The 25,772-nt window shown below is 72.0% G+C and carries 20 protein-coding genes and 1 pseudogene; 7 read left to right on the top strand and 14 right to left on the bottom strand.

Annotated elements, in window-relative coordinates; genetic code table 11:
- Window positions 1-27: 27 nt before the first annotated feature.
- Window positions 28-912, bottom strand: a complete 885-nt coding sequence (locus ICW72_RS11585; RefSeq protein WP_191082850.1) for an alpha/beta fold hydrolase — start codon at window positions 910-912, stop codon at window positions 28-30.
- 92 nt (window positions 913-1,004) lie between these two features.
- Between ICW72_RS11585 and ICW72_RS11580 the strand changes: the two genes are divergently transcribed.
- The 3 genes from ICW72_RS11580 to ICW72_RS11570 all read left to right on the top strand — a co-directional run bounded on the left by ICW72_RS11580 (window position 1,005) and on the right by ICW72_RS11570 (window position 3,435).
- Window positions 1,005-1,403 carry a carboxymuconolactone decarboxylase family protein gene (locus ICW72_RS11580; RefSeq protein ID WP_191082849.1) on the top strand — a complete coding sequence of 133 codons (399 nt, stop codon included), beginning with the start codon at window positions 1,005-1,007 and terminating at the stop codon, window positions 1,401-1,403.
- A gap of 2 nt (window positions 1,404-1,405) precedes the next feature.
- The gene (locus tag ICW72_RS11575) at window positions 1,406-2,299 is read left to right on the top strand and encodes an NAD(P)-dependent oxidoreductase (RefSeq protein WP_191082848.1); all 894 of its coding nucleotides are present in this window, start codon (window positions 1,406-1,408) and stop codon (window positions 2,297-2,299) included.
- Window positions 2,300-2,463: 164 nt separating this feature from the next.
- On the top strand, window positions 2,464-3,435 hold the full coding sequence (locus ICW72_RS11570; RefSeq protein WP_191082847.1) for a tripartite tricarboxylate transporter substrate binding protein: 972 nt from the start codon (window positions 2,464-2,466) through the stop codon (window positions 3,433-3,435).
- Between the two features lie 94 nt (window positions 3,436-3,529).
- Here the strand turns inward: ICW72_RS11570 and ICW72_RS21070 are convergent, their stop codons facing one another.
- The 6 genes and pseudogenes from ICW72_RS21070 to ICW72_RS11545 all read right to left on the bottom strand — a co-directional run bounded on the left by ICW72_RS21070 (window position 3,530) and on the right by ICW72_RS11545 (window position 11,803).
- Complete coding sequence (locus ICW72_RS21070) at window positions 3,530-4,216, bottom strand: translocation/assembly module TamB domain-containing protein (protein WP_269749814.1); 687 nt, start codon at window positions 4,214-4,216, stop codon at window positions 3,530-3,532.
- Between the two features lie 77 nt (window positions 4,217-4,293).
- Window positions 4,294-5,070: pseudogene (locus ICW72_RS21065) on the bottom strand (translocation/assembly module TamB domain-containing protein); the annotation flags it as partial.
- Between the two features lie 2,162 nt (window positions 5,071-7,232).
- Complete coding sequence (locus ICW72_RS11560; protein ID WP_191082845.1) at window positions 7,233-9,032, bottom strand: autotransporter assembly complex protein TamA; 1,800 nt, start codon at window positions 9,030-9,032, stop codon at window positions 7,233-7,235.
- Between the two features lie 169 nt (window positions 9,033-9,201).
- Window positions 9,202-10,035, bottom strand: coding sequence for an ABC transporter substrate-binding protein (locus ICW72_RS11555; RefSeq protein ID WP_191082844.1), 834 nt, complete (start codon window positions 10,033-10,035; stop codon window positions 9,202-9,204).
- A complete protein-coding gene (locus tag ICW72_RS11550; RefSeq protein ID WP_191082843.1) occupies window positions 10,032-10,745 on the bottom strand; it encodes a PIG-L deacetylase family protein in 714 nt (237 codons plus the stop codon). Before ICW72_RS11550 ends, ICW72_RS11555 begins: the two co-directional genes overlap by 4 nt.
- Window positions 10,746-10,798: 53 nt before the next feature.
- Window positions 10,799-11,803: a glycosyl hydrolase family 8 gene (locus ICW72_RS11545; protein ID WP_191082842.1), complete on the bottom strand. Its 1,005-nt coding sequence runs from the start codon at window positions 11,801-11,803 to the stop codon at window positions 10,799-10,801.
- A 174-nt stretch (window positions 11,804-11,977) separates the two neighbouring features.
- Here ICW72_RS11545 and ICW72_RS11540 point away from each other — a divergent pair, with 174 nt between their 5' ends.
- Window positions 11,978-12,646 carry a hypothetical protein gene (locus tag ICW72_RS11540; RefSeq protein ID WP_191082841.1) on the top strand — a complete coding sequence of 223 codons (669 nt, stop codon included), beginning with the start codon at window positions 11,978-11,980 and terminating at the stop codon, window positions 12,644-12,646.
- Window positions 12,647-12,648: 2 nt separating this feature from the next.
- Here the strand turns inward: ICW72_RS11540 and ICW72_RS11535 are convergent, their stop codons facing one another.
- From ICW72_RS11535 to ICW72_RS11505, 7 genes are all read right to left on the bottom strand, one after another.
- Window positions 12,649-13,392 carry a transporter substrate-binding domain-containing protein gene (locus tag ICW72_RS11535; RefSeq protein WP_191082840.1) on the bottom strand — a complete coding sequence of 248 codons (744 nt, stop codon included), beginning with the start codon at window positions 13,390-13,392 and terminating at the stop codon, window positions 12,649-12,651.
- Window positions 13,393-13,465: 73 nt separating this feature from the next.
- Window positions 13,466-14,251, bottom strand: coding sequence for a substrate-binding periplasmic protein (locus ICW72_RS11530; RefSeq protein WP_191082839.1), 786 nt, complete (start codon window positions 14,249-14,251; stop codon window positions 13,466-13,468).
- A complete protein-coding gene (locus ICW72_RS11525) occupies window positions 14,248-15,564 on the bottom strand; it encodes an ABC transporter substrate-binding protein (RefSeq protein ID WP_191082838.1) in 1,317 nt (438 codons plus the stop codon). The genes ICW72_RS11530 and ICW72_RS11525 overlap by 4 nt, the downstream gene beginning before the upstream one ends.
- Window positions 15,565-15,569: 5 nt before the next feature.
- Window positions 15,570-16,433, bottom strand: a complete 864-nt coding sequence (locus ICW72_RS11520) for a substrate-binding periplasmic protein (protein ID WP_191082837.1) — start codon at window positions 16,431-16,433, stop codon at window positions 15,570-15,572.
- Between the two features lie 146 nt (window positions 16,434-16,579).
- Window positions 16,580-18,229, bottom strand: coding sequence for a peptide chain release factor 3 (locus tag ICW72_RS11515; RefSeq protein WP_191082836.1), 1,650 nt, complete (start codon window positions 18,227-18,229; stop codon window positions 16,580-16,582).
- A 44-nt stretch (window positions 18,230-18,273) separates the two neighbouring features.
- Window positions 18,274-19,290: a TAXI family TRAP transporter solute-binding subunit gene (locus tag ICW72_RS11510; RefSeq protein ID WP_191082835.1), complete on the bottom strand. Its 1,017-nt coding sequence runs from the start codon at window positions 19,288-19,290 to the stop codon at window positions 18,274-18,276.
- A 244-nt stretch (window positions 19,291-19,534) separates the two neighbouring features.
- Entirely contained in the window at window positions 19,535-21,547 is a 2,013-nt protein-coding gene (locus ICW72_RS11505) for a TRAP transporter permease (RefSeq protein ID WP_191082834.1), read from the bottom strand.
- A gap of 192 nt (window positions 21,548-21,739) precedes the next feature.
- Here ICW72_RS11505 and ICW72_RS11500 point away from each other — a divergent pair, with 192 nt between their 5' ends.
- From ICW72_RS11500 to ICW72_RS11490, 3 genes are read left to right on the top strand one after another with little or no spacing between them, the layout of a single operon-like run.
- Complete coding sequence (locus ICW72_RS11500; RefSeq protein WP_191082833.1) at window positions 21,740-23,386, top strand: NAD(P)/FAD-dependent oxidoreductase; 1,647 nt, start codon at window positions 21,740-21,742, stop codon at window positions 23,384-23,386.
- The gene (locus ICW72_RS11495; protein ID WP_191082832.1) at window positions 23,383-24,558 is read left to right on the top strand and encodes a BaiN/RdsA family NAD(P)/FAD-dependent oxidoreductase; all 1,176 of its coding nucleotides are present in this window, start codon (window positions 23,383-23,385) and stop codon (window positions 24,556-24,558) included. The genes ICW72_RS11500 and ICW72_RS11495 overlap by 4 nt, the downstream gene beginning before the upstream one ends.
- On the top strand, window positions 24,555-25,751 hold the full coding sequence (locus tag ICW72_RS11490) for an MFS transporter (RefSeq protein ID WP_191082831.1): 1,197 nt from the start codon (window positions 24,555-24,557) through the stop codon (window positions 25,749-25,751). The genes ICW72_RS11495 and ICW72_RS11490 overlap by 4 nt, the downstream gene beginning before the upstream one ends.
- Window positions 25,752-25,772 lie beyond the last annotated feature (21 nt).

The raw sequence follows: 25,772 nt of genomic DNA, 5'->3' as shown, positions 1-25,772 counted from the left end.
GGTGATTCCCCCTCAACGCATCCCGCTCTAGCCGCGCAGGAAGGGCTCCAGCGCGGCCAGCACCTCCTCCGGCGCCTCCTCGGCCAGGTAGTGCCCGCTGTTTACGGCGTGGCCGGAGACGGGGCCGGTGGCGTAGTCGCGCCACACCGCCAGCGCGTCATACCATTGCCCGATCTTGCCCTTGGCGCCCCACAGCGCCAGCAGCGGGCAGGCGATGCGCTGGCTGGCGGCGCGGCTTTCGCGGTCATGCGCGAGGTCGATGGTGGCGGCGGCGCGGTAATCCTCGCAGATGGAAGTCACGGTGCCGGGCAGGCGCAGCGCCGCCAGGTAGTCGGCGCGGGCTTCGGGGTGGAAGAAGCCGCGGTCCTTGGGTTCGCGGTTGGTGTGGATGTCGAACCAGAGTTCCACATCCTGCTCGATCAGCCGCTCCGGCTGGGGGTGGGGCTGGGCCAGCCAGAACCAGTGATAGTAGCCCATGGCGAAGGCCATGTCGGCGTGCTCGAAATGGTGCAGGGTGGGCACCACGTCCATCAGGCAGAGGCGTTCCACCCGCGCCGCGTGGTCCAGCGCCAGCCGATGCGCCACCCGCGCGCCGCGATCATGCGCCACCACCTGGAAACGCTCATGGCCCAGCTGCGCCATCAGCGCGGCCATGTCATCCGCCATGGCGCGCTTGGAATGCGCCACGTGGTCCGCGCTGACACCCGGCTTGCCGGAGAAGCCATAGCCGCGCAGGTCGGGCGCCACCACGGTGAAGCGCCGCGCCAGCACGGGCGCCACGCGGTGCCACATGGCATGGGTCTGCGGGTTGCCGTGCAGCAGCAGCAAGGGCGGGCCCTCGCCGCCGCGCCGCAGCCGGAGGGACTGGCCCGCGACCTCGCGGGTTTCGAGCGTGAAGCCATCGAAGAACATGCCGGCATGCAAGCACCCGCCGCCCCCGTTGACCATGGGGGCATCCCGCCCCAGCCTGCCCGCGACACCGGACCTGCAAGGGAGAGACCGCCATGGCCGATGACGACGCGCTGTTCGAGAAGGGCCTGCCCATCCGCCGCGAGGTGCTGGGCGCCGATTATGTGGACGCCAGCCTGGAGAAGGCCGACGACTTCATGATGGCCTTCCAGCGCATCACCACCTCCTGGGCCTGGGGCATGGCCTGGGGCGACCCGACGCTGGACCGCAAGACGCGCAGCATCATCAACCTCGCCATGCTGACCGCCCTGGGGAAGATTCCCGAGGTGAAGCTGCACGTGAAGGGCGCGCTGAACAACGGCGTCAGCGTGGACGAAATCCGCGCCACACTCAGCCACGCCGCGGCCTATTGCGGCATTCCGGCCGCGCTGGACGCCTTCAAGGCGACGCATGAGGTGCTGATCGCCGAAGGCGCCATCAAGGCGAAGAAGTAATCATGGCGCGCATCGCCTTCGCCGGCATCGGCAATATGGGTTGGCCCATGGCGGCCAATCTGATCAAGGCCGGGCATGATGTGGTGGTCAGCGACCTCTCGGCGGAGCGCGTCGCGCGCTTCGTCTCGGAGGTGGGCGGCCATGGCGCGGCTTCGGCGGCCGAGGCCGCGTCCGGCGCCGACGCCCTCGTCACCATCCTGCCCACCAGCCGCGAGGTGGCGGTGGTGGCGGGGCAGGTCGCGGATTTCCTGCCGAACGGCGCGCTGTTCATCGACATGACCTCGGGCAATCCCACCCGCACGCGCGAGATCGCGGAAAGCCTCGCCCCGCGCGGCATCCGCATGGTGGATTGCCCCGTCTCGGGCGGCGTGCCGCGCGCCAGGACGGGTGAGCTGGCCATCATGGCTGGCGGCAGCGACACCGACCTCGACGCCGCCGAGCCCATCCTGCGCGCCATGGGCACCTCCATCCACCGCTGCGGCGCCATCGGCGCGGGGCAGGCGATGAAGGCGCTGAACAATCTGGTCAGCGCGGGCGGCTTCCTCATCGGCATCGAGGCGCTGCTGATCGGGCAGAAGTTCGGGCTGGAGCCGGGGCTGATGGTGGATGTGCTGAACGCGTCCACGGGCATGAACAACTCCACCCAGAAGAAGTTCCGGCAATTCGTGCTGTCGCGGCGCTTCGACAGCGGCTTCGGGCTGGATTTGATGGTGAAGGACCTGTCCATCGCGCTGGAGGTCGGCAAGGAGGCCGGCGTGCCCACGCCGCTAGCGGCACTCACGCGCGAGATGTGGGCGGCGGCGGCCAAGAGCCTCGGCGCCGGCGAGGACCACACGGCGGTGGCGAAGCTCAGCGAGAATCTGGCCGGGCAGGTGCTGACGGGCGGGAACAGCTAGCGTCCGCCGGCGATGGAGTCCGGCGGCCGCCTGCCGCCGGGGTTCATGCGTCGTCACGCTTGCAAATGCCGCGCGGCCGCAACTACCGTCACTCCTCAATGGCCGCATCCGCCGGCCAAGCAAGAAAAGCCGGTCCGCATGGACCGGCGGAGGAGGAGACAAGAATGACCGCACGGATCGCGCGCCGCGGCGCGCTGCTCGGCGCCGCCGCATTGCTGTCGGCGCCCGCCATCGCCCAGGCGCGCTGGCCGAGCCGCCCCATCCGCATCATCACCCCCTGGCCGCCGGGCGGCTCGCTCGACTCCCTGCAGCGGACGATGTTCGACATCGTCAGCCGCGACCTCGGCGTCTCCATCGTGTCCGAGAACATGCCCGGCGCGCGCGGCACCCGCGCGGCCATGTTCCTGAAGCAGCAGGCGCAGCCCGATGGCTACACGCTGGCGCACCACCACCTGTCCATCCTGCGCCACCCCTTCCTGACCCGGCAGCCCACCTGGGACCCGGTGACGGACTTCACCTACATCATGCAGCTTTCGGGCTTCCTGTTCGGGACCGTGGTGCGCAATGACAGCCCGCACCGCACCCTGGCCGATGTCTTTGCCGCGGCGCGGGCGCGGCCCGGGCAGGTGTCCTATTCGACCTCGGGCATCGCCACCACCAACCATTTGGCCATGGAGGATCTCTGCCTGCGGGAGCGTGTGGAGATGCTGCACGTGCCCTTCCGCGGCGCGCAGGAGGGTGTCACCGCCCTGCTCGGCCGGCAGATCGACATGATCGCGGACGCGCAGGCCTGGCGCCCGCAGGTCGAGAACGGGGATTTCCGCCTGCTCAGCGTCTGGACGCGCACGCGGCTGCCCTCCTTCCCCGACGCGCCCACGCTGAATGAGCTGGGCTACGGCATGTCGGTCACCTCGCCCTATGGCTTCGTGGGGCCCCGGGGGCTGCCGCCCGAGATCGTGGACAGGCTGCACCAATCCTTCCGCAAGGCCATGCAGGATGAGGCGTCCCAGGCGGTGATGCGCCGCTGGGAGATGCCCGACGAATATCTGGGCCCCGCCGAATACCTGGCCTTCGCGCAGGAGCGCACGGCCTATGAGCGGGAGACGGTGGCGCGGCTCAACCTTTCGATCGACTGACCCGGCCGGGCGGGTGAAGGCCCGTCATCACTCGTAGCTTCCCGGTGAGGCCACAGGCCTCACCATTCATAACTCCCCGGTGAGGCCGTAGGCCTCACCATTCATAGCTCCACGTCAGGCCCACCCGGTCGCCGGCCTCGCCCGTCTGGGTTTCCGCCTCCAGCCGGAGGCGCGGCGTCAGCTCCACCTGCACGCCCACGCCGGGCGTGGCGCCCGAGGTGCCCTGGCGCACGCCCACATAGACGCCCGGGGCCACATAGCGCCCGGCCTCCACCGTGGCGCCGCCGCCCTCCGCCGCGCCGGCCGAGAGACGGTCCAGCCCCAGCGCCTCACGGATGCGGCCCGTGACCCCGCCGCCCGAGGGCATGATGCCCGCCAGCTGCGCCACCGCCTGGGTGAGTGCCGCGATCTCGAAGGGCGAAAGCCGCTCCAGCTCCCGGTCGAACAGCAGCCGCGCCAGCGCCTCATCCTGCGGCAGGTCGGGCTGGGCGCCCACCGTCAGCTCCGGGGAATTGGCCGGGCCGCTGATGGTCAGCGTGATGGTGTGGGTGCGGGAGCGCGTGGTGGCCAGGAAGTCCAGCGTCGGGATCAGCGTGCCCGTGTCGAAGCGCGCGGCGCCGCGCGTCAGGTTCAGCACGCGCCCCGCCAGGTCGAACTGGCCGCGCCGCAGGGTGAAGGCGCCGGAGATGGTGGGGGCGACGAGGTTTCCGCCCACGCGGATATCGCCCGACAGCTCCGCCTCCAGCCCGCGCCCGCGCACGAAGATGGCGCGGGGCGCCACCACCTGCACGTCCAGCGCCAGCGGCGGGCCGGCCGGGGCCGCGGCGGCGGCGCGCGGGGGGCGGGGGCGGGGCGGCCGGGGGGGCGCGGGCCCACCTCGCGCACCGGCCCCACGGTGGGGATGCTGCCGCCGAAGCTCTCGGGGATGCGGAGCTCGGCGCGGGTGATCTCGATGCGACCCGACAGGCTGCCGCCCGCCAGGATGGGGCCGCGCAGCACCAGGTCGGCGTTCATCACCGCCTCGCCCAGCTCGGACTGCACGGGGCGGGCGTTGCGGGCGGTGAGGCGCAATTCGGCCGGGATGTTCTCGCCCAGCGGCTCCACCCAGCCCTCGCCGGAGATGCTGCCATTGCCGCGCGTGCGGGCGGAGAATTGCTGCAACACCAGCCGCTCGCCCTGGGCCACGAGGCGCGCCGTGATGCCCTCCAGCCGCACCCCCTGGGCGTCATTGCGGTAGGTGGCGCCGGTGACATTCGCGGTGCCGGTGAGCTGCGGCGCCTCCGGGCTGCCGGTCAGGCGCAGGTCGAGATCGGCGCGGCCCGTCACCACATCGGCGCCGCCGGCCAGGATGGGGCGCGTGATGGCGTTGAGGTCGAGCCGCCCTTGCAGCCGCGCCTCGGTGGCGGCGGCGGCACCCAGCCCGCGCGGCTGGCTGGCATTGATGGTCAGCGCGATGCCGGGGCCGGCGTTGATCTGCGCCTCGATGCGCGCGGCCTCGGGGGTGGCGGTGCCGTTGGCGGTGAGGCGCGCGGCGGGCAGGCCTTCCAGCGCGGTGGCGCGCAGCCCTTCGCCGCGCAGGTCGAAGCGGGCCTGGGGGGCGGCCAGGCTGCCCGCCACATTCACCTGCCCCGCCATGGTCCCCACCACCGCGCCGGCGGTGAAGGGCGCGAGCGGCAGGGCGGCGAGTTCGGCGCGGCCGGTCAGCGCCTCACCCCGGGTCTGCCCCTGCACGACCAGCCGCCCGCCGCGCGAGGCATTGAAGCGTGCCGGCGCGAGCGTCAGGTCGCCATTGGCCGCGCGGGTCACGCGCGCCTCGCCCTGCAGCCTCGCGGCATCCTGGCCGGAGGCGAGGTTGAGGCGCGTGAACACGGCCTCCGCCGCCTCGTCGTTCACGCGGATGCGGGCGCTGGCCTCCACATTGGCCGCGTCGCTGCGGGCGTTGAGTTCCAGCCTGGCCTCTTCCAGGGTGCCGCCCAGGCTGAAATCCAGCCGCCCGCGCTGCCCGGCGATGGCGAAGCCGGGGCTGACCACGCGCAGCGCGAAGCGCTGGGCGGCGGGGCCGGTGGCGCCCTCCACGGGGGCGGCGCTGGCCTCGGCCGTCAGCGCCCCGGTGACGGGCTGGCCGAGGAAGGGCGCCAGCACCGACAGGTCCGGGATGGCCAGCGCCAGCTCCGCCTGCTGCTGCCCGTCGGGCCAGTCGAAGCGGCCGCCGCCGCGCAAGGTGATGCCGGCCCAGGCGCCATCCAGCGCGCGGATGTCCAGGCGGCCCTCGGCATCCTGCCGCAGCTCGGCGCGGAGCGTCAGCGGCCGTTCGTCCAGCGTGCCATTGGCGTCCAGCGCCACATGCTGCGGGCTGGCCTGGACCGCCACGCGCAGCGGCCCGGCGCGGCGACCGGCATAGACCAGCGCCTCGGTCGTCAGCACGGCGTCGAGCGCGGGCGCGGCCATCGTGCCGGTGGCGCGGCCCTCCAGGGTGACGGTGCCCTGCGCCTCGGGCGGGTCGGTGACGCGGGCGGTGATGTCCAGGGCCAGCGGCGCCTGGTCGTTGGTGGGGATGGCGCCGGCCACCCGCGCCTCCAGCCGCGCGCCTTGGAGCGCGAGCGCGGCGTCGCGCCCGCCCTCGGCATAGCTTGCCTCGACCGTCAGCACCTCACCCAGCAGCGGGTCGGCCGGGGTGTTGGTGCGGGGCTCGGTGATGCGGGCGGAGAGGGTGGCGCTCGGGTTGTCCTGCGTGCCGCCGAAGCGCGCGGTGGCGGTGGCGGTGCCATAGGTGATGCCCTCGGGCAGGAAGGGCGCGAAGAGGGCGGCGGCGCCGGGGTCGAGCCGGGCCTCGCCCGCCAGCGCGCCATTGGCGGCGAGGGTGGCGCGGCCTTCCAGCCGCCCACCGGGGGCGGTGGCGAGGATGCGGTCCAAAGCGAGGTCGCCCTCGGCGGAATAGCGCAGGGCGAAGTCGAGCCCGACCGTCGCGGCCAAAGGCGCGTATTCCGCGGGCAGGAAGGGGCCGGGCAGGGCGTCCAGCCGGCCCGAGGCCGCGACGGCGCCACCGGCCAGGGCCAGTTCGCCCGCGCCCGTGACGCGCGCCTCGCCCAGCGTCGCGTCCAGGCGCCAGGCCTGGCTGTCCAAAGCGAGTTCGGCCTGGAAGGGCGCGCCGGGCTGGCCGGCGGCGGTGGCGACCACGCCGCCGGGCGGTTCGCTGGCGATGAGGCGCGCCACCAGCCTCTCGCCCTCCAGCTCCGCTACGAGGTCGGCGGTGCCGGGGGCGTCGAGGCGCCGCACGGCCAGTTCCACCGAGGCCGATGGACCCGCCAGACGCGCATGGCCGCGCGCGGACAGCGCCGCCGGCCCGCCCGGCACGGCGGCGTCCAGCTCCAGCCGCGCCACCTCCAGCGCATCCAGCCGGATGGCGACGGGAAGCTGGGGCAGGCTGGGCAGGGTGATGCCGGGGGTGGGGTCCGAGTCGGGCTCGCCCGCGGGCAGGCGGGCGAGGTGGATGCGGGCGGCCTCGAGGCGGGTGATATGCGCCTCGCGCCCGAACAGCGCGGTCCATTCCAGACGCAGCGAGGCATCCTCCACCGTCAGCCAGACGCCCTGTTCATCGGCGAGGGTGGCGCGGGTGAGGGAAAGGCGCCCGGGCAGCGGCCCCGTCACGCCTTCCAGCACCAGGCCCGGCACCGCCCATTGCGCCACCCGCGCCACCTGCCGGTTGCCCAGCGGCGTGGCCAGCAGGAAGCCCAGCACCAGGGCGGTGAGAAGCAGCAGCGAGGCGACGAGCCACGCGAAGATTCGCAGCGCGCGCATCAGAAGGCGTGGCCGATGCCGAGATAGATGCCGAAATTGCCGCTGCCCGGCTGGCGCACCAGCGGCATGGCGATGTCGGCGCGCACCGGCCCGAAGGCGGTGTAGTAGCGCACGCCCACACCGGCGCCCACGCGCAGCGCATCGGTGGGGGTGAAGGGCTCCAGCCCCACCCCGCCCGCATCCACGAAGGCCACGCCGCCGAAATTGCTGCCGAAGCGCTGGCGCAGCTCCACGCTCGTCTCGATGATGCTGGCGCCGCCGCGCGGGCGGCCCTGGGCGTCGCGCGGGCCGATGGTCTGGAAGCCATAGCCGCGCACCGAACCGCCGCCGCCCGCGAAGAAGCGCTGGGCCACCGGCACATCCTCGGCCTGGGCGTTGAGCAGGGAGCCGATGCTGCCGCGCAGCGCCAGGACCGTGCGGCCCGCGCCCTGGAAATCGATGTAGGTGCTGGCGGTGGCGCGCACCGGCACATAGGCCTGGGCGCGGCTGAGCGAATAGCTCGGCGTCACGTCGAAGCGCAGGCGCCAGCCCCGCGTGGGGTCGAGCGCGCTGTTGGTGTTGTCGAAGCGCGCCTGGGTGGCGAGTCCGATCAGGTTGCTTGGCCGCAGCGGGCCGCCGGGCGGGCCGGAGCGGCCGATCTCGCCCGTCGGGCCGGCGCCCAGGGTCCAGTGCCGGCCGAAGCGCTGCTCGTAGAGGATGGAGGCGGTGATGGCGTCGCGGTCGTAGCTGTCCAGCCGTTCGCGCAGAATGGCCGTGTTCACCACCAGCGTGCCGGGGAAGCCCAGGGGGAAGGGGCGGCGGTAGCTGGCCGAGAGGCGGGCATTTGTGCGGTCGAAGCTCTCGCCCAACCGGCTGATCGCGGCCTCGATCCGCAGCCGCTCGGCATTGCCGAAGAGGTTCCGGTGCTCCCAGGCGCCGGTCAGGGCCAGGCCGAAATTGGTTTCATAGGCGGCGGTGGCGGTGATGGCGCGGAAGGGGCGTTCGGTGACGTGGAAGGTCACGGGGAAGCGGCCCTCCTCGTCCAGCGCCGTGCCTTCCTCGGCCCGCACGGCGCCGAAGGGGCCGAGCGCCAGCAAATCCGCCCGCGCCTCCGCCACCAGACCGGGGCTGTAGTGCCAGGAGCGCAGCCGGAGTGCGGCGACGCGCTGCGCCACCTCCGGGTTCACCGCCACGGTGCCGGCCACGCTGGGCGGCGCGAAGGTGGCGCGGGGGCCGGGCGCGGCGAGGAAGGTCACGTCCATCGCGGCGGCGCCATGGTCCACGGTCACGCGGCGCTCCACGCGGGCGAGCGGCCGGCCCTCGGCACGCCAGGTGGCCAGGGCCGCGGTCTCGGCCGCCAGCACCGTTTCGGCGCGGGCGGGCTGGCCGGGGCGCAGCAGGATGGGGGCCGCGCCCTCGGTGTTGATGCTCCGCAGGGTGTAACGGGTGCCGGGTGTCGCGCGGATTTCCAGCGCGATGGGGGTGGGCAGGGCGGCGAGCTGCTCGGCGGTGGGGGGCGGGCTGCCGGGCGGGCTGCCGGCCAGGGCCACCTGCGCCTGCCCGGCCCAGAACCCTTCGGATTCGAAGGCGGGGCGCAGCCGGTCGGGCTCGGCGCCGATGCGCGCGGCGAGGCCCAGCGCATCGGTCGGCGCGCGTTCCTGCAGGCGGATGAGGGGGGAGGCGGCCTGGAGCAGGCTGTCCAGCTCCTCCACCCCGGTCGGCACCACGGTGGCGCGGTAGGGCAGGTTGCCGGGGACGGGTTCGGTCGCGACCGGTGCTTCCTGCGCGGCCAGCCGGGAGGCGCCCGGCAGCGCCAGCACCAGGCCGCACAGCAGAAGAGCGGCCGGTTGGAGACAGAAAACCCTTATATGTCGCGGCGTCATTCCCAACAGGCTACCCCATTCTTGCCCCGCCCGGCATGTCCCGCCGGAGGCGCGATGCGCGGGGTGGACCGACTGAACGCGCGATTACTCTTGCGGTTGCCCGCTGTTACCGGAAGCGATCCGGCGTTCCGGCCCAGATTTCATGTAGGGTCAGGGCGCGATCCGTCAGCCCCTGGGCGTGGCAGAGTCGGGCGGCTGCGGCCAATGGCGCGGCGAAGGCGGCGCGGCGGGCCACCTCCACACCGCCCGCCCGCAGCCGGGCCAGCAGGGCGGAGAGGGCGTCCACCCGCGCCGCCGCCACATCGGTCCGGGCGACCAGCACATGGTTGACCGGCATGAAACCATGCGTGGCAATGAACTGCGCGGCGGCGGCCTCGTGGTCGGCCATCACGGGCAGGACCTCCGGCGTGCCGGCGCCCTCGCTGCCGAAGATGGCGGCGTCCAGCTCACCGGCCAGCAGCATGGCGGTCATGTCGGCGCCTGTGGCGGCCCGTTCGCACCAGGGCGGGTCCTGGTAGCCGGCCACATGGGCGTCCTCGAAGGTGACCCAGCGCATCGCGTCGGCGGGCAGGCCGTGGCGCTCGGCCAGGATGCCGCGCAGCCAGAGCGCGGTGGTCTGGCTGTAGGCGCGCACGCCCACGCGCCGGCCGCGCAAATCCTCGGGCTTCCGCACTTCCCCGCCGCGCCGGGCCAGCAGCGAGGCCTCCGGGTGGCGGGCGGACAGCACGGCCGGCAGCAGCACGAGAGGCGCGCCGGCCGCCTTGGCCATCAGGAAGGTGGCGATGGCCAGTTCGCTCACCTCATACCGCCCCTCCCGCACCATGGGCGCGAAGGCGCGGGTGATGTTGGGCATTTCCGCCAGCGCGAAGCCCCTGGGGTCCGCGAACAGCGCGGCCGTGCGCGGCGTGCGCCCGATGGCGACCTGGAGCGGCGCGCTCATCCCAGCGTCTCGACCACATGGGGGAAGACGGATTGGTAGCCTTCCCCGTGCTTGATGGATTTGTCGCTGTTGCGGGCGGCCTGGGCGCCGCGCTGGAGGGCGACGCGGGTGTAGTATTCCCAGAGATGCTCCTGCCCCGCCATGCACTCGATGGCGGCGCGCTTCTTCTCCCACACCGGCGAGATGTCCAGCAGCACATCGGGCTTCCAGTCGCATTGCTCGGGCTGGTGCGGCTCGAACAGGAAGACGGGCGGCGCGCCCAGCACCTTCTGGCCGGGGTTGTGGCCATGCGCCTGGGCGGTGATGCGGGCGTGCTGGGCGAAGTCGGTCACGGCCGGGTGGTCGTGGTTGTAGATGTCGGCCTTGCTGTGGGTCAGCACGAAGGCGGGGTGGATGGCGCGGTAGAGGTCCACCAGGCGGTAGAAGGCCGCCTCGTCCAGGTTGATGGGGTAGTCGCCCAGATCCCAGAACTGGATGTCATGCACGCCGAGGTGCCGGGCGGCGGCCTTCGCCTCCTCCTCGCGCGCGGCCTTCACGCGATCGAGCGTCATGCCCGGCTGGCGCCAGAGCTTCGCGGATTCGCCACGCTCCCCGTAGGAAAGGCACACCACCGTCACCTCCCAGCCCTTCGCGGCGTGCAGCGCGATGGCGCCGCCGGCGCGCCAGACGAAATCGGCGGAATGGGCGCTGACGACGAGGGCGGTGGGCATGGGGCTGATCCTCCGGGTGTTTGCCCTTGCCTCCCACAGAATGTGCCGGAGGGCTACACCCGCAGCAGGTCCCGCCAGGCCATCCGCGCCAGCATGACCAGGGCGGCGGAGTAGTATTCCCCCTGCGCCTGGGCCACGCGCGGCAGCACCGCCCGCGCCCCCGCGCCATCGCGCAGCGCCTTCGACAGCAGCGCCACGGCGCGGATGCCGGGGTTGGCGGGATAGGGGGCCAGCACGTTGCTGGGCAGTTCCGTCCAGGCGGGCATGGGGGCGGCGGGGCCGCGATGCGTCCAGAAATCGGCGCAGGCGCGCACCACGGCATGGGCACCGGAGCCGCCCCAGCACAGGTTCAGCGGAATCCGCACCGCGTCGAAGCTGAAGCGCGGAGGCCAGTTCCGCGCGATCCGCAGCGCGCCGTTGTCGGCCTGGATCTCCAGCCAGTCGGGCGGGAGCTGCCATTGGCCGAAGCGCGCCTCCTCCAGCAGGGCCAGCGCGTCCATCTCCACCCGCGTCCAGGTGGCGTCGCGCAGCTCCCGCCCCAGCTCCTGCAAGGCGGGGAGGATGATGTAGGAGAGGTTCACCACCACCCGGTTGGCCGCGCGGAAGCCATAGGCGCCCGGCAGCAGCAGCCAGCGCCGGCCCAGGTTCAGGAAACACAGGCGTTGCAGGTCCCGCGCGATGGCCAGGCCGCGCTGGGTGTATTCGGGGTGGCGCCACTTCCGCCCGGCCTCGACCAGCGCCCAGGCGATCATCAGGTCGCCATCGCTCGCATTGTTGAGGTCGGTGACGGGGGGCGTGCCGTCCGGGGTGAAGCGCCAGGCGAAGAGGTTGTCGTTGGGCCGTTTCAGCGAGGCCAGCGTCCAGGTGAGGATGCGCTGGAAGGCCTGGCGGTCATCGGCGCGGACGGCGCCATACAACCCATAGCCCTGCCCCTCGCTGTGCGAGACGTTGCGGTTGCCCGTGTCCACCACCCGGCCCTCTGGGGCGAGGAAGCGGGTGCGGAAGACGTTCCAATCCTCGGCATCGCTGCCGGCCGGGCTGCCTTGGGCGATGCCCATGGCCCCGACCGCGCCGGCCGCCATCAAAAGACCATGCCGGCGCAAGAAATCCGGCTTGCCTCCTTGCGCCGAAACAATGATGAATGTCCCCGACATGTGTTAGGAATGCGACCAGAGAACGGGAATGGACCAATGTTGAGTCGGGTTTCCTTTTTTGGAAGCTTGCGGACGGCGATGGTGCTCACCGCGCTGGTGATGGCGCCCGCCCAGGCCACGGAACCGCCCCCCGCCGAAGAAGGCGCGCGTTTCGAAGGGCTTCGCCTCGAACTGTTGGCCACCGCCCGCGACATAGACCTCGACATGTCGCGGCTGGAGGTGGTGGAGGTGCTGCGCGGCGCGGGCTTTTCCATCGAGGTGGAGGCGGACCTGCCCCCCGATGGGCTGACGCGCATGCTGCTGGCCGTCCCCGCCGAGGATGACTGCCTGCCCCGCGGCGCCCCCTTCGTCTGCCCCAATATCCGCGTCAACTTCCTGAACGACCCGCAGCGCGGGCTGCGCGTGGTCCGCATCGAGGCCTTCCAGACCATCGAGGGCGGGGCCACGGTGGCCGAGGTCTTCGCCCATGTGGGCGCCGCCATGGGCCCGCCCCTGCAAACCCAGTCCTGGCCCGAGATGGTGCGCGGCGGCGCCGTCAGCGTCTGGCGCCAGCGCTGGCAGGAGGGGGTGGGCCAGGGCCCGCTGCTGGAAATCCTGGCCACGCAGGAACGGACGGGCAGCTCCCCGCTCGGCATCAGCAACCCGAATGAGCGGGCGGTGGGCGTGGGCTATGTGCGCGCCGACCCCGATGTGGAGGGCGCCTTCGCCTCGGTGCGGCGCCGCCTGCTGAGCGGCCGGGGCGGCTGACCTCATGGCGACCGCCTGTCGGTCGCGGATGTCTCGGTCGCGGGCGCGCTGACGAAATAGCGCCGGTGCAGGGCATCCAGCGTGCCATCCGCGGTGCGGAGCAGCACGAAGGTGTCCAGGAAGCGCAGCAGATCCCGCTCGCCCATCGCGACGGCGAGCGCCAGGGGGGAGTCGCGCACCAGGAAGCCCTGTTCGATGGGGGCGAAGGGGTCGGTCAGCAGCAGGTTCCGCACGCTCCATTCGAAGGCGACGGTCGCGTCCACCTCGCCTTGCAGCACGGCGTCCAGGCATTCGGCGTAGTCCGGCAGGAAGACGGCCACCGCCCCGGGCGGCAGCAGCGGGTGGACCAGGTCCGCCAGGGCGGTGCCGATCGGCAGCGCCAGGGTCAGGCCGTCCAGGTCCGGGAAGTCGTGCAGATGGCGCCCCGCGCGCCCGGCGATCACCACCCGCAGCCGGTCATGCGGCCGCGCCAGGGCGATGTGGCGCAGCAGCCCCGTGTTCACCGGGAAGGAGGCGACGATGTCCACCCGGCCGCTTTCCAGCGCCGGAATCCGCTCCTCCGCCTCCAGCACCACGATGCGCAGCCGCGCGCCGAGGTCGCGCGCCAATTGCCGCACCAGCGCGACCTCCGAGCCGTCGGGCTCGCCCCATTCGTCATGCGCGGCCCAGGGCGGGGTGCGCAGCATCAGCCCCACCCGCAGCTCCCCGTTCTCCAGGATGCGCGCCAGGGCGCCGCGCGCGGCCATGGCGCCGGCGGGGGCGCCGCGAGGCCGAGCAGGGCCGGCCCTGCCAGCAGGGCGCGTCGCGGCAGGGGGCCTGTCATGGCGCGCCCCCCACGCGCAGTTGCGTGCCGAGGAAATGCCGGTGGAGGATGGCCAGCACCCCACGCTGCCGCAGCAGCAGAAGCTGGGCGTTCACCGCCTCCAGCAGATCATGCGCGCCGAAGGGCGCCGTGATGGCCATCAGCGCGCGGCCCAGGCTGGACTTGGTCTCGATCGCGGGCAGCGTGTCGGTGATGCGGGCGGCCAGGGTGGCGGGCACGATGGCGGCCTCGGCCTCGCCCCGGTGCAGCGCCTCCGCGATCCCGCGCCAGTCCTGGCGCAGCAGCAGATGGCGCGGGCGCTCGCCCAGCAGCTGGTTGCCGAAGACGCTGTTCCAGCCGCGCAGCTGCACCAGGGGGCGGCGGCCCACCTCGTCCAGGCCGGGCAGCGGCAGGTCGCGCCGCGCCAGCAGATGCCAGTCGAGCTCGGCATAGGGGGTGGAGAACATCATCACCCGCGCGGCCTCCAGCGTCATGGCCGGCGCGGTCAGCAGCAGGTCGAAGCGGCCTTCGCGCAGGGCGTCCACCTGGTCGCCATAGGTGGTGAGGTCGAAATCCGGCTGCACGCCCATGCCGAAGGCCAAGGCCGCGCCCACCGCCACCGCCATGCCGTCCAGCCGGGTGCCGTGGTTGCGGAAGGCCATGGGCGTGTCGTCCACCAGCAGGCCGAGGCGCAGCCGGCCCGCCGTGCGGATCGCGGCGAAGCTGCCATCGGCCCGGGCGGTGCCGGGCAGCAGCAGCCCGGCGGCCAGGGCGGCGCGGCGGGTGAGGGGCGGTGCCCTCATGGCCGCAACCGGCAGGCGTCGCAGAGCTGGACCCAGAGGGCATGGGCCATCTCCGCCGCCGCCTCGGGCGCCAGCCGGTCCAGCGCCACGGCGCGCCAGATCTCGTTCGTCACGCCCTGCCAATTGCCGAACCAGGGCGCGATGACGTCCTTGTTGCGGGCCGAGGCGAGGTGCAGCGCGCGCCATTCGGGGCTTTCGCCATCGGACACCAGCACGTCGCTGACCCGCGGATCATTCAGCAGGGGCAGGGTGCAGAAGGGCAGGCCGTCATTCACGAAGAGGCGCCGCTGCATGGTGTAGGCGCCCGACGCGTCATGCCCGCCAAAGGCCGAGAGGAAGGCGCTGGCGCGGGCGAGGCGCCCCGCATCCCGCCCGGCCGCGGCCGAGATGGCGTAGAAGCGCACCCAGCCGCAGGTGGCGGGGTCCAGCTGCGCGCCGCCCACCGGCATCAGCCCCAGCCGCGCCTGGCCCGCCACGTCCGAGGTCAGCGGGTTGTTCAGGGAGCGCAGGCGGTAGCTGGGCAGCAGGGCGAAGGCGTGGCGGCCCTCGGCGAAGGCGCGGGCCACGCCCACCTCGTCCTGGCCGGGGCTGGTCGGGTCCAGGGCCTGGTGGCGGTGGATCATGTCGCGCAGGAAGGCCAGGGTGGGGATGATGCCGCGCCCGGGCTCCGCCATCACGCTGACCCGCGCATCATCCACGAAGCGCCCGCCATGGCTGAAGACGAGGGTGGAGAGCAGCTCGATCAGCCAGGGGTCGCCCGCCAGCGGCAGCCCCATGGGGAAGCGGGCGATCCCGAGCGACCGGATGCGGCGGCAATGGTCCATCACCTCCTCCCAGCTCGTGGGCGGGGTGACGATGCCCGCCGCCTGCAACAGGCCGCGATGGTAGAAGAAACCAATGCTGTCCGTGTAGTAGGCAAGGCCATATTGCTGCCCGCCGAAGCGCATGGCCTCCGTGCAGGCGGGCGCGGCCTCGGCGTTGAAGCGGGTCAGGGCGGGCATGGCGTCAATGGGCGCCAGCAGGCCGGAGGCGGCCACCTCCGGCAGCCAGGCATCGGACATCAGGACCACATCCGCCGCCGCCGTCGCGCGCAGCTGTGCCAGCAGCGCCGGGCGGTAGGAGATCCAGGGCACATGCTGGTGCCGCACCGTGACGCCGCTGGCGCGTGTGAATTCCGCGAATTGCGCGCGCAGGCTGTCCAGCACCGCCGTCCAGCTCAGGAAATGCACCGAGGAGCGTGGCTGGGCGGCGGCGGGCGCGACCCAGGGCGTGGCGAGCAGCGCGCCGAGGGCGCGGCGGGGCAGGAGCGTCATGGCGGTCAGAGGCCTTCCCGCGGGGCCACCAGCGGCGCCCCGGCATGCAGTGCGAAGAGATGGGCCAGCGTGCCGTCCTCCTGGACGGCGTGCAGGGCGATGGTGATGGCGCGCAGCAATTCGTGCTCGCCGAAGCGCACCGCCGCCCCGTGCAGATGCGGGGTGAGGGAGGTGCGAATGCCGAAGCCCCTGCCGGGGTGGCGCGCCATGATGTTGCGCGCCGTCACATTGGTGGTGATGACGGCGTCGAGCGCGCCGTCGAGCAGCGCCTCCTCCAGCGCGGCCAGTTCGGTGAAGGGCTGGGCGCGGGCCTCCTCCAGGTCGAAGCCCAGATTGGTCAGGTGCGCCACATAGCCATCCTGCAGGCCCAGCCGCAGCCCGCGCCAATCCGCCAGGCGCCGGCGGCGCGCGACATGGGCGGAGAGGATGACCGTCTCCAGCTCGGCATAGGGGGGGGTGAACATGAGCTGCCGCGCGGTCAGGCGGTTGAGCATGGGGCCGAGCGCCACATCCGCCTCGCCCGCCACCACGTGTTGCAGGGTCTCGAAGGCGCGCCGGGGCAGGTCGAAGCTGTGCCGCAGCCCCAAGGTGGCGGCGAGGTGCGCGGCGAGGGCGGCGTGGAAGGGGTCCTCCACCGGTTCGGCCCAGGGGGTGGCCGAGGGGGCGGCCGAGGGGGCAGGCGGCACGGGAAGCCGCGCCATCCAGATCCCGCTGGCGAAGCGGATGCGGCCCCGGGCGAGGATGCGGCGCCACGCCTGGTCATGGTGGTCCGCGCGGGCGGGCCTGGCCAGCAGCGGCGCCAGCGCGGCGCCGGCCCGCAGCAGGGCGCGGCGGCCTGATGGTGGTGGCAATGGTGCCCGGCGCGGCATCTGGTTCTACTCCCGGCCCGCGCCTGATGGCGCGACCTCCCGGCGCGCGCCTCGCGGCGCGAACCGGGGCATCCTGCGCCAGGAGGGGCGAAGGATGCCTTGCGGTGCGTCAACCTCCAGGCGCGTTCGCCACCTGGAGTTGAGCATCAGCCGCCCGGCTTGGCCAGCCCGTGTTGTTCGCGCACGGCGTGGAAGGTGAGTGCCGGGAATTCCTCCTCGGCGCGGCGGCGGCGCCAGTCGGAGGTGAAGAAGGCCACCATCTCGCCGTCATGGTCCTCGGCGAGGTCGGCCTTGTGCTGGCGGGTGAAGCGCTCCACCGCGTCCTTGTCGTCGGAGGCGAACCAGCGCAGCTGGTCCCAATGGGTGGCCTCGAAGCTGACCGGCACGCCGTATTCCACCTTGATGCGGCTGGCCAGCACGTCGAGCTGGAGCAGGCCCACCACACCAACCACAGGTGGCGATCCGTCCAGCGGGCGGAACAGCTGCACCACCCCCTCATCCGCCAATTGTTCCAAGGCTTTCTTGAGCTTCTTGGCCAGCATGGGGTCCTCCAGCCGGGCGCGGCGGAGGTGTTCGGGGGCGAAGGAGGGCACGCCGCGGAAGTTCAGCGGCTCGCCCTCCGTCAGCGTGTCGCCGATGCGCAGGGTGCCGTGGTTGGCGATGCCGACCACATCGCCGGGCCAGGCCTCTTCCGCCACCTGGCGGTCCTTGGCGAAGAAGAAGAGGGGGGCGTTGACGGGCACCTGCTTGCCGGTGCGGGTCTGGGTCAGGCGCATGCCCTTCTCCAGCCGCCCGGAGCAGATGCGCAGGAAGGCCACGCGGTCCCGGTGGTTGGGGTCCATATTGGCCTGGACCTTGAAGACGAAGCCCGAGAGCTTGCCCTCGCCCGGCGTCACGTCGCGCGCATCGGCGGCGCGGGGGCGGGGCGGGGGGGCCATGCGGCCCAGCCCATCCAGCAACTGCCCCACGCCGAAGTCGCGCAGGGCGCTGCCGAAGAAGACGGGGGTGAGGGTGCCTTGCAGGAAGGCCTCCATGTCGAATTCCGGATAGCCCATGGTGACCAGGCCCACCTGTTCGCGCAGTTCCGCCAGCAGCGGGGCGGGGATGCGGGCGTCCAGGATGGGGTCGTCCAGGCCGGAGACGGGGATGACCTCGTCGCCCTCCTCGCCCAGCAGGCGGAGCGCGGGGTTCACGATGTCATAGACCCCCAGCAGATCCCGCCCCGCGCCGATGGGCCAGGCGGCGGGGGTCACGTCGAGCGCCAGCGTCTTCTCGATCTCGTCGAGAAGCTCCATGGGTTCGCGCCCCTCGCGGTCCATCTTGTTGATGAAGGTGACGATGGGGATGTCGCGCAGGCGGCACACCTCGAACAGCTTGAGCGTCTGCGCCTCGATGCCCTTGGCGCCGTCCAGCACCATGACGGCGGCGTCCACGGCGGTGAGGGTGCGGTAGGTGTCCTCGGAGAAGTCCTCGTGGCCCGGGGTGTCCAGCAGGTTGAAGATGAGGTTGTCGCGCTCGAAGGTCATCACGCTGGTGGCGACCGAGATGCCGCGGTCCTGCTCGATCTTCATCCAGTCGGACCGCGTGCGCCGCGCATTGCCCTTGGCGCGCACCGCACCCGCGAGCTGGATGGCGCCGCCCTTCAGCAGCAATTTCTCGGTCAGCGTCGTCTTGCCCGCATCGGGGTGGGCGATGATGGCGAAGGTGCGCCGGCGCGCCGATTGCAGGGCGGCGTCGCGCGCCACCGCATCCTGGGCGAGGCCGGCGCGGGTGGTGGTCTCGGGCTGCTGGTCCATGGGGCGGTGAGATAGACCCAACACCGCCCCAACTCCAGCACCGGCTACGCCGGCACGAGGTTGGCCGGCACGTTCAGCCCCCGCTCGCGGTAGTAGCGGATGGCGCCCGGGTGCAGCGGGAAGGGATAGCCGCCGAGCGATTCCTCCAGGTTGATCTCCCGCGTGGCGGCATGGATGTTGTTGAGGAAGGGCAGGTTCTCGAAGATCGTCTTGGTGACGAGATAGACATCCTCCTCCGGCACGGCCGCGTTGCAGGCGAAGTAGTTGGGCAGCTTGGCCGTGGTCCATTCCTCCGTCTGGCCGGGATAGGTGCCGGCGGGGATGAGGCCCTTCACCAGCAGCGAGGCACGGCCATTGCCGCGGCGGATGTCCTCGTCATTCCATTGCAGGAAGCGCAGCCTGGCACCCGCGCGGGCGAAGGCCTGGGTGACGGCGCCGGTGGGCAGGCCCGCCTCGAAATTCGTGCCATGGATGGTGCCGTTCATCAGCGATTCCGCGCTCGGCCCATAGCCCTGGTAGACGAGGTCCATCTTGGTGTGGTCCACGCCGAGATTGGGGAAGAGCCACAGATGCATGGTCTCCAGCCCCGAGCCGCGCGCGCCCATGGAGAAGCGCCGCCCGCCCTCCAGGTTCTTCATGTCCATGATGCGCCCGGTGGTGGCGAGCGAGCGCTCGATCACGAACTGCTCGAAATTGTACCACAGCGGCAGGATGCCGCGGATGTTGCGCTGCACCCCGGCATTGGCGAAGGGCCCCGCACCCTCGCCCGCGAACTGCGCGACGAGGCCCTGCAGGATGGCGAATTGCGCTTGGTTCTCGCGCATCAGCCGCACGTTCTCGGTGGAGCCGGCGGAGCTGATGGCGCTCATGTCCAGGCCGAGCTGCGCCTGGAGCTTCACCTTGATGAGTGTCGCCAGCGCCACCCCCACCGGGTAGTAGGTGCCGCCGATGGTGGCGGTGGTCAGCACATAGGAACGTGCGTTCTGCGCGCTGGCGGTGGTGGCGCCGAGCGTGGCGGCGGCCGCGCCCAGGCCGAGCGCTCTCCGGCCGAAATCGGTCATGTCGTCTCACTCCCTGATGGCCGCGCGGGCCGGTCGCCCTGGTCCGGGACCTGGGGCGGCCGGCCGGGTCTTTGCCCGGCAGCCTGTCGTTGCTTCACAAAAGGGGGCCTTGCGGCCCCCGGTTCATGGTGTTGCGGGAGGGGAGGGGGAGCAAGGCATTTCTGCCCATCTGGGCGGCCGATTCACGACTTCGGCGTTTCGCCAAAGCCGATCGGACGCCAAGCACATTCCAGGGCAGAGAAGTTCAGGAACGCCGCTCGACCGGCCTTGGCAGCGTGACCATGCCCTCGACCGGATAGGCGCGGCGCTGCCAGAGGAACAGCGCCACGCCGATGGTGATGCCCGTGAGGTCCGTCACGGATTCCGGGATCATCATCATGAAGCCCGCGCTGCCCGAGACGAAGCGCAGCGCGGGGTGGAGGGGCCCGTTCAGCATCCAGCCCTCGGTCGCGCAGGCGAGGAACCAGACGCCGCCCAGCGCCGTGATCAGCGCGGGCAGGACCTCCAGGAAGGAGCCCTGCGCCAGCAGCGCGGGCGAGAGCCAGAACATGTAGGGCACGATGAAGGTGGCCAGCCCCAGTTTCAGCGCGATCACGCTGGTCTGCCACATATCCGCCCGCGCCATGGAGGCGGCCGCGAAGGAGGCGAGCGCGACCGGCGGCGTGATGGCCGAGAGGATGGCGAAGTAGAAGATGAACATGTGCGCCACCAGCGGCTCGACCCCGATGCGGATCAGGCCTGGCGCCACCACGGCCGCCGCGATGGCATAGGCGGCGGTGGTGGGCACGCCCATGCCCAGGATGATGGCCACGCACATGGCGAACATCATGGCCACCAGCGAGGAGGCGCCCGCCACCTCCAGCAGCATGGAGGCGAAGCGCCCGCCCACGCCGGTCACGCCGATGACGCCCGCCACGATGCCGGCCGCGGCGCAGACGGCGATGAGCTGCATCACCTCCTTCATGGAGCCATGCAGCGCGTCATAGATCTGCGCCGCCGTCTCGATGACGGCCGAGGCGGTGCCGGTGAACAGCCCCTGCCGCTGCAGCCACACCCGGTGCACCAGCGAGGTGACGATCATGATGACCAGCGTCGCCGCGATGCCCCAGGCCGCGGCGCGGAAGGGCGAGAAGCCCTGCACCAGCATGAAGATCAGCAGGATCAGCGGCGAAGCCATGTAGAGGCGGCGCAGGATGGTCGTCCAGCGCGGCAGCTCGTCGCGCGGCAGGCCCCGGATGCCGAGCTTGCGCGCGTTCAGGTCGCAATGGGTGTAGTTGGCCCAGTAGAAGAGCAGCGCGGGGATGAGGCCCGCCAGCGCGATCTCGGTGTAGGGGATGCCCAGCACCTCGGCCATGATGAAGGCGCCGGCGCCCATGACGGGCGGGGTGATCTGCCCGCCGGTGGAGCTGGTGGCCTCGATGGCGCCGGCGGTGGCGCGATCATAGCCCACGCGGCGCATCATGGGGATGGTGAAGGCGCCGGACGCCACCACATTGGCCACGGCCGAGCCCGAGACCGCGCCGAACATGATGCCGGACAGCACCGTGACCTTGGCCGGGCCGCCCCGCAGCCTTCCCACCAAAGCGAGGGCCACGTCGTTGAAATACTCGCCCGCGTTGGATTTCTGGAGGAAGGTGGCAAACACCACGAACATGATGATGAAGCTGGCGCTGACCTGCACGATGGTGCCCAGCACGCCATTGTTGTTGAACAGCTCCACCAGCAGCTGGTCGAAGGCCACGCCACGATGGAACAGGATGCCCGGCATCCAGGGCCCGACGAAGCAATAGGCGATGAAGGTGACGGCGATAAGCGGCATCACCAGCCCCGCCGTGCGCCGCGCGAATTCCAGCACCAGCAGGATGCCGACACCCGCCACCAGCATGTCCTGCAGGTTGGGGCCCATGAAGGTCCGCATTTCGATGCCGTCGGCGTCGAAGATGTAGTGGAACGGGATGATGAGGGAGAGGCCGATCAGCACCCAGTCATACAGCGGCACGGGCCGCACCAGGTTGGTGCTGGCGCGCGGCGCGAAGAGCGCGAAGCCCAGCGCCGCGCCGAAGAAGACGTGGATGGCGCGCGAGACGGTGGGGTCCACCGGCTGCACCAGCAGGATCCAGAGGTGGAAGGAGACGAAGGCGGTGGCGGCGGCGCGCCAGATCATGCCCTGCAGCCCCGGCAGTTCGCGGCGCGCGCTGGCGAATTCGAGATCCTCGATCTCGGTGTTCACGTCGTCATTCGGGCGTGTCTGCGCCATACGTGTCCTGCCCCCAGAAAATCCATCGTGAAATATCAATGCCCGCCCGGTGTCGTTCGCGACATTCTTGGCCGATGCGGATGGCGGCAGACGCAACGGAGGTCAAGCGGAAATGACAGGTTAACGGAATGACACGCCGACTGTCGCCAAATGCCGCGCCGCGCCCTATCCAGGACCGTTGAGAGACGAGCCATGCTGAGACTGACCGAACTGCGCCTGCCGCTGGACCACGCGCCCGACGCCATCGCCGCCGCGCTGGTGGCGCGGCTGGGGCTGCGCGCGGGCGAACTGCTCTCGCACGAGGTGGCACGGCGGGCCTGGGATGCGCGCCGCCGCTCGGCCATCGAGCTGGTCTATTCCGTGGACTTCGCCGTGGCCGATGAGGCCGCGCTGCTCAAGCGCGCCGCGGGCGACAAGGCGCTGGCGCGCACGCTGGGCCCGCGCCCCGACACCACCTACCGCCATGTGGCGCATGCGGCCGAGCCGCCCGCGCGCCGGCCGGTCGTGATCGGCACCGGGCCTTGCGGGCTCTTCGCCGCGCTGATCCTGGCGGAGATGGGCTTCCGGCCCATCATCCTCGATCGCGGGAAGGTGGTGCGGGAACGCACCAAGGACACCTGGGGGTTGTGGCGCCGCGGCGTGCTGACGCCCGAGAGCAATGTGCAATTCGGCGAGGGCGGCGCGGGCACCTTCTCCGACGGCAAGCTCTGGTCGGGCATCAAGGACCCGCAGCATCTGGGCCGCAAGGTGCTGACGGAGTTCGTGCAGGCCGGCGCGCCCGAGGAAATCCTCTGGGTGGCCAAGCCGCATATCGGCACCTTCCGCCTGGTGACCATGGTGGAAAGCCTGCGCGCCAAGATCGAGGCGCTGGGCGGCGAATACCGCTTCGGCACCAAGGTGACGGATTTCCTGGTGGAGACGGGGCGCGACGGGGTGCGCCGCATGGCGGGCGTCGTCACCGAGGCGGGCGAGACCATCGAGACGGAGCATGTCGTGCTGGCCATCGGCCACTCCGCCCGCGACACCTTCGAGGTGCTGCACGCGCGCGGCGTGCATGTGGAGGCGAAGCCCTTCTCCATCGGCGTGCGGATCGAGCACCCGCAATCGGTCATCGACCGGGCGCGCTTCGGAAATTTCGCGGGCAACCCCATCCTGGGCGCGGCGGACTACAAGCTGGTGCACCACTGCGCGAATGGCCGTGGCGTCTATTCCTTCTGCATGTGCCCGGGCGGCACCGTCGTCGCCGCCACCAGCGAGCCCGGCCGCGTGGTGACGAACGGCATGAGCCAGTATTCGCGCGCCGAGCGGAACGCCAATGCGGGCATCGTCGTCGGCATCACGCCGGAGGTGGACTACCCGGGCGGGCCGCTGGCCGGCATCGCCTTCCAGCGGCATTGGGAGGAACGTGCCTTCGTGGCGGGCGGCGGCGACTATCGCGCGCCGGCCCAGCGCGTGGAGGATTTCCTGGCCGGGCGGCCTTCCACCCATCTCGGCAGCGCGGTGCCGAGCTACAAGCCGGGGGTGACGCCAACCGACCTCTCGCTCTGCCTGCCCGATTTCGTCGTGGCGGCGATCCGTGAGGCCTTGCCCGCCTTCGCGCGGTCCATCCCGGGCTTCGACATGGAGGATGCGGTGATGACGGGGGTGGAGACGCGCACCTCCTCGCCCGTGCGCATCCGGCGCGACGCGTCCTTCCACAGCGTGAACACGCGCGGGCTGTATCCGGCGGGCGAGGGCGCGGGCTATGCGGGCGGCATCTTCTCGGCCGGGGTGGACGGCATCCGCGTGGCCGAGGCAGTGGGGCGCGACATGGCGGGGCTGTCCCAGGCGGCGGCGTGAACCACCACTATGACGCGGTGGTGATCGGCGCCGGCGCGGCGGGGCTCTTCGCCGCCATGCGCGCGGGGCAGCGCGGGCGGCGGGTGCTGCTGCTGGACCATGCCGAGGCCGCCGGCAAGAAGATCCTGATCAGCGGCGGTGGGCGCTGCAACTTCACCAATACGGGCTGCGTGCCGGAGCGGTTCCTCTCGGCCAACCCGCATTTCGCGCGCTCCGCCCTCGCGCGCTACACGCAGCATGACTTCATCGCGCTGGTGCGGCGGCACGGCATCCCGTTCCATGAGAAGACGCTGGGGCAGCTGTTCTGTGACGGCTCGGCGCGGGCCATCGTGGCGATGCTGCTGGCGGAATGCGCGGCGGCGGGTGTGGAGATCCGGCTGAACTGCCGCATCACCGACATCGCGCGCGACACGGGCTATCGCGTGGAAACCAGCCAGGGCGTTTTCACCGCGCCCGCTTTGGTGCTGGCGACGGGGGGGCTTTCCATTCCCAAGATGGGTGCGACCGGCTTCGCGCATGATGTGGCGCGGCGCTTTGGTTTGCCCGTCACGGCGCTGCGCCCCGGCCTGGTGCCCCTGACCTTCGCGGGCGAGGCGCTGGAGCTGATGCGGCCGCTCTCCGGCGTGGCGTTGGGCGCGGTGGCGCGCTGCGGCCGCATGGCGTTCGAGGAGGCGATGCTGTTTACCCATCGCGGGCTGTCCGGCCCGGCCATTCTCCAGGCCTCCTCCTACTGGCGGGAGGGGGAGGCGCTGGTGCTGGACCTGCTGCCCCACCGCGACGCCACCGCCTGGCTGCTGGAGGGCAAGCGCGCCCGTCCCCGCGCCGAGGGCCGCACCCTGCTGGCGGAGGCCTTGCCGCAGCGCCTGGCGCAGGCCCTGGCCGCGCGGCACCTGCCCGCGCGGCTGGCCGACACGCGCGATGCCGACCTCCGCGGCCTGGCCGCCCTGCTGAAATCCTGGCGCCTCGAGCCCGCGGGCACCGAGGGCTACGCCAAGGCCGAGGTGACGCTGGGCGGCGTGGACACCCGCGCCCTGTCGCAGCAGAGCATGGAGGCGCGCGCGGTGCCCGGCCTCTTCGTGGTGGGCGAGGCGGTGGACGTGACGGGCTGGCTCGGCGGCTACAATTTCCAATGGGCCTGGTCCTCCGGCTGGGCGGCGGGCGAGGCGCTGTGAGGCCGGCCCCCGGCACCTCTGCCTTCCTGCGGGGCATGGTGCTGGCGCAGTTCGGCGTGCAGGTCGGCGCCTTCACCCTGCCCGCCCTGCTGCCGGGCTTCATGGCGCGGTGGGAGATGTCCAACACCGAGGCGGGCTGGCTGGTGGGCATCTTCTTCGCCGCCTATGTGCCCGCCGTGCCGGTGCTGCTGGCCCTGACCGACCGCATGGCCCCGCGGCGCATCTACCTGTGCGGGGCGGCGCTGACGCTGGCCTCGCATCTGGGCTTCGTGGTCTGGGCGGACGGGTTCTGGTCCGGGATGCTGCTGCGGGCCATGGCGGGGGTGGGCTGGGCGGCCTGCTACATGCCCGGCCTCAAGGCGCTGGCCGATCCGCTGGAGGGCGCCGCGCAGTCCCGCGCCGTGTCCTGGCATGCGGCGGGGGTGGGGCTGGCGGGGGCGCTGTCCTTCGCCTTCGCCGGGCTGTTCGACGCGCTGGCGGGGCCGGGCGCGGCCTTCCTGTTCGGCGCGGTGATGGCGGGGCTGGCGCTGGCCATCGCGGCCTGGCTGCTGCCCGATGCCCGGCCCGCCCCGGCGCCGGGCCGGCTGCTGGACTTCCGCCCGGTGCTGCGGAACCGCCAGGCCCTGGGCTGGATCGCGGGCTACACCGTCCACACCTGGGAATTGGCCGCCCTGCGCGCCTGGGCCGTGACCTTCCTGGTGGCGTCCCAGGCGCAGCTGGGCGGGCCGGCCTGGCTGCCGGCGCCGGCCCTGCTGTTCACATTGGCGGGGCTGCTGGGCATCGCGGTCTCCATCACCGGCAACGAGATGGCGCAGAGGCATGGGCGTGGGCGGGTGGTGCTGGGGGCCATGGGGGCCGCCGCCGCGCTGTCGGTGCTGACGGGCTGGGCCGGGAGTGTCTCGGTCCCGCTGGCGGTGGCGCTGGTGCTGCTGTGGAACGCCGCGATCTACCTGGACAGCGCCGCGCTGACCGCGGGCACCGTCCAGGCGGCCGACAAGCGGCTGCGGGGTGCCACCATGGGGCTGCACAGCATGGCGGGCTATGCCGGCGGCTTCCTGGGGCCGCTGGGCGTGGGGCTGATGCTGGATTTGGGAGGCGGCGGCGCGCTGGGCTGGGGCCTGGCCTTCGGGCATCTGGCGGTGGTGACGCTGGCGGGGCTTTGGGTGCTGCGATGGCTGGGGCGGGGGGCTTAGCCTTTCGCGTCGGCTTTTCGC

It is taken from the genome of Roseococcus microcysteis (genome assembly GCF_014764365.1).
Classification (GTDB): domain Bacteria; phylum Pseudomonadota; class Alphaproteobacteria; order Acetobacterales; family Acetobacteraceae; genus Roseococcus; species Roseococcus microcysteis.
The sequence above is the reverse complement of the archived record's forward strand: the minus strand, read 5'-3'. Positions and strand labels throughout refer to the sequence as shown.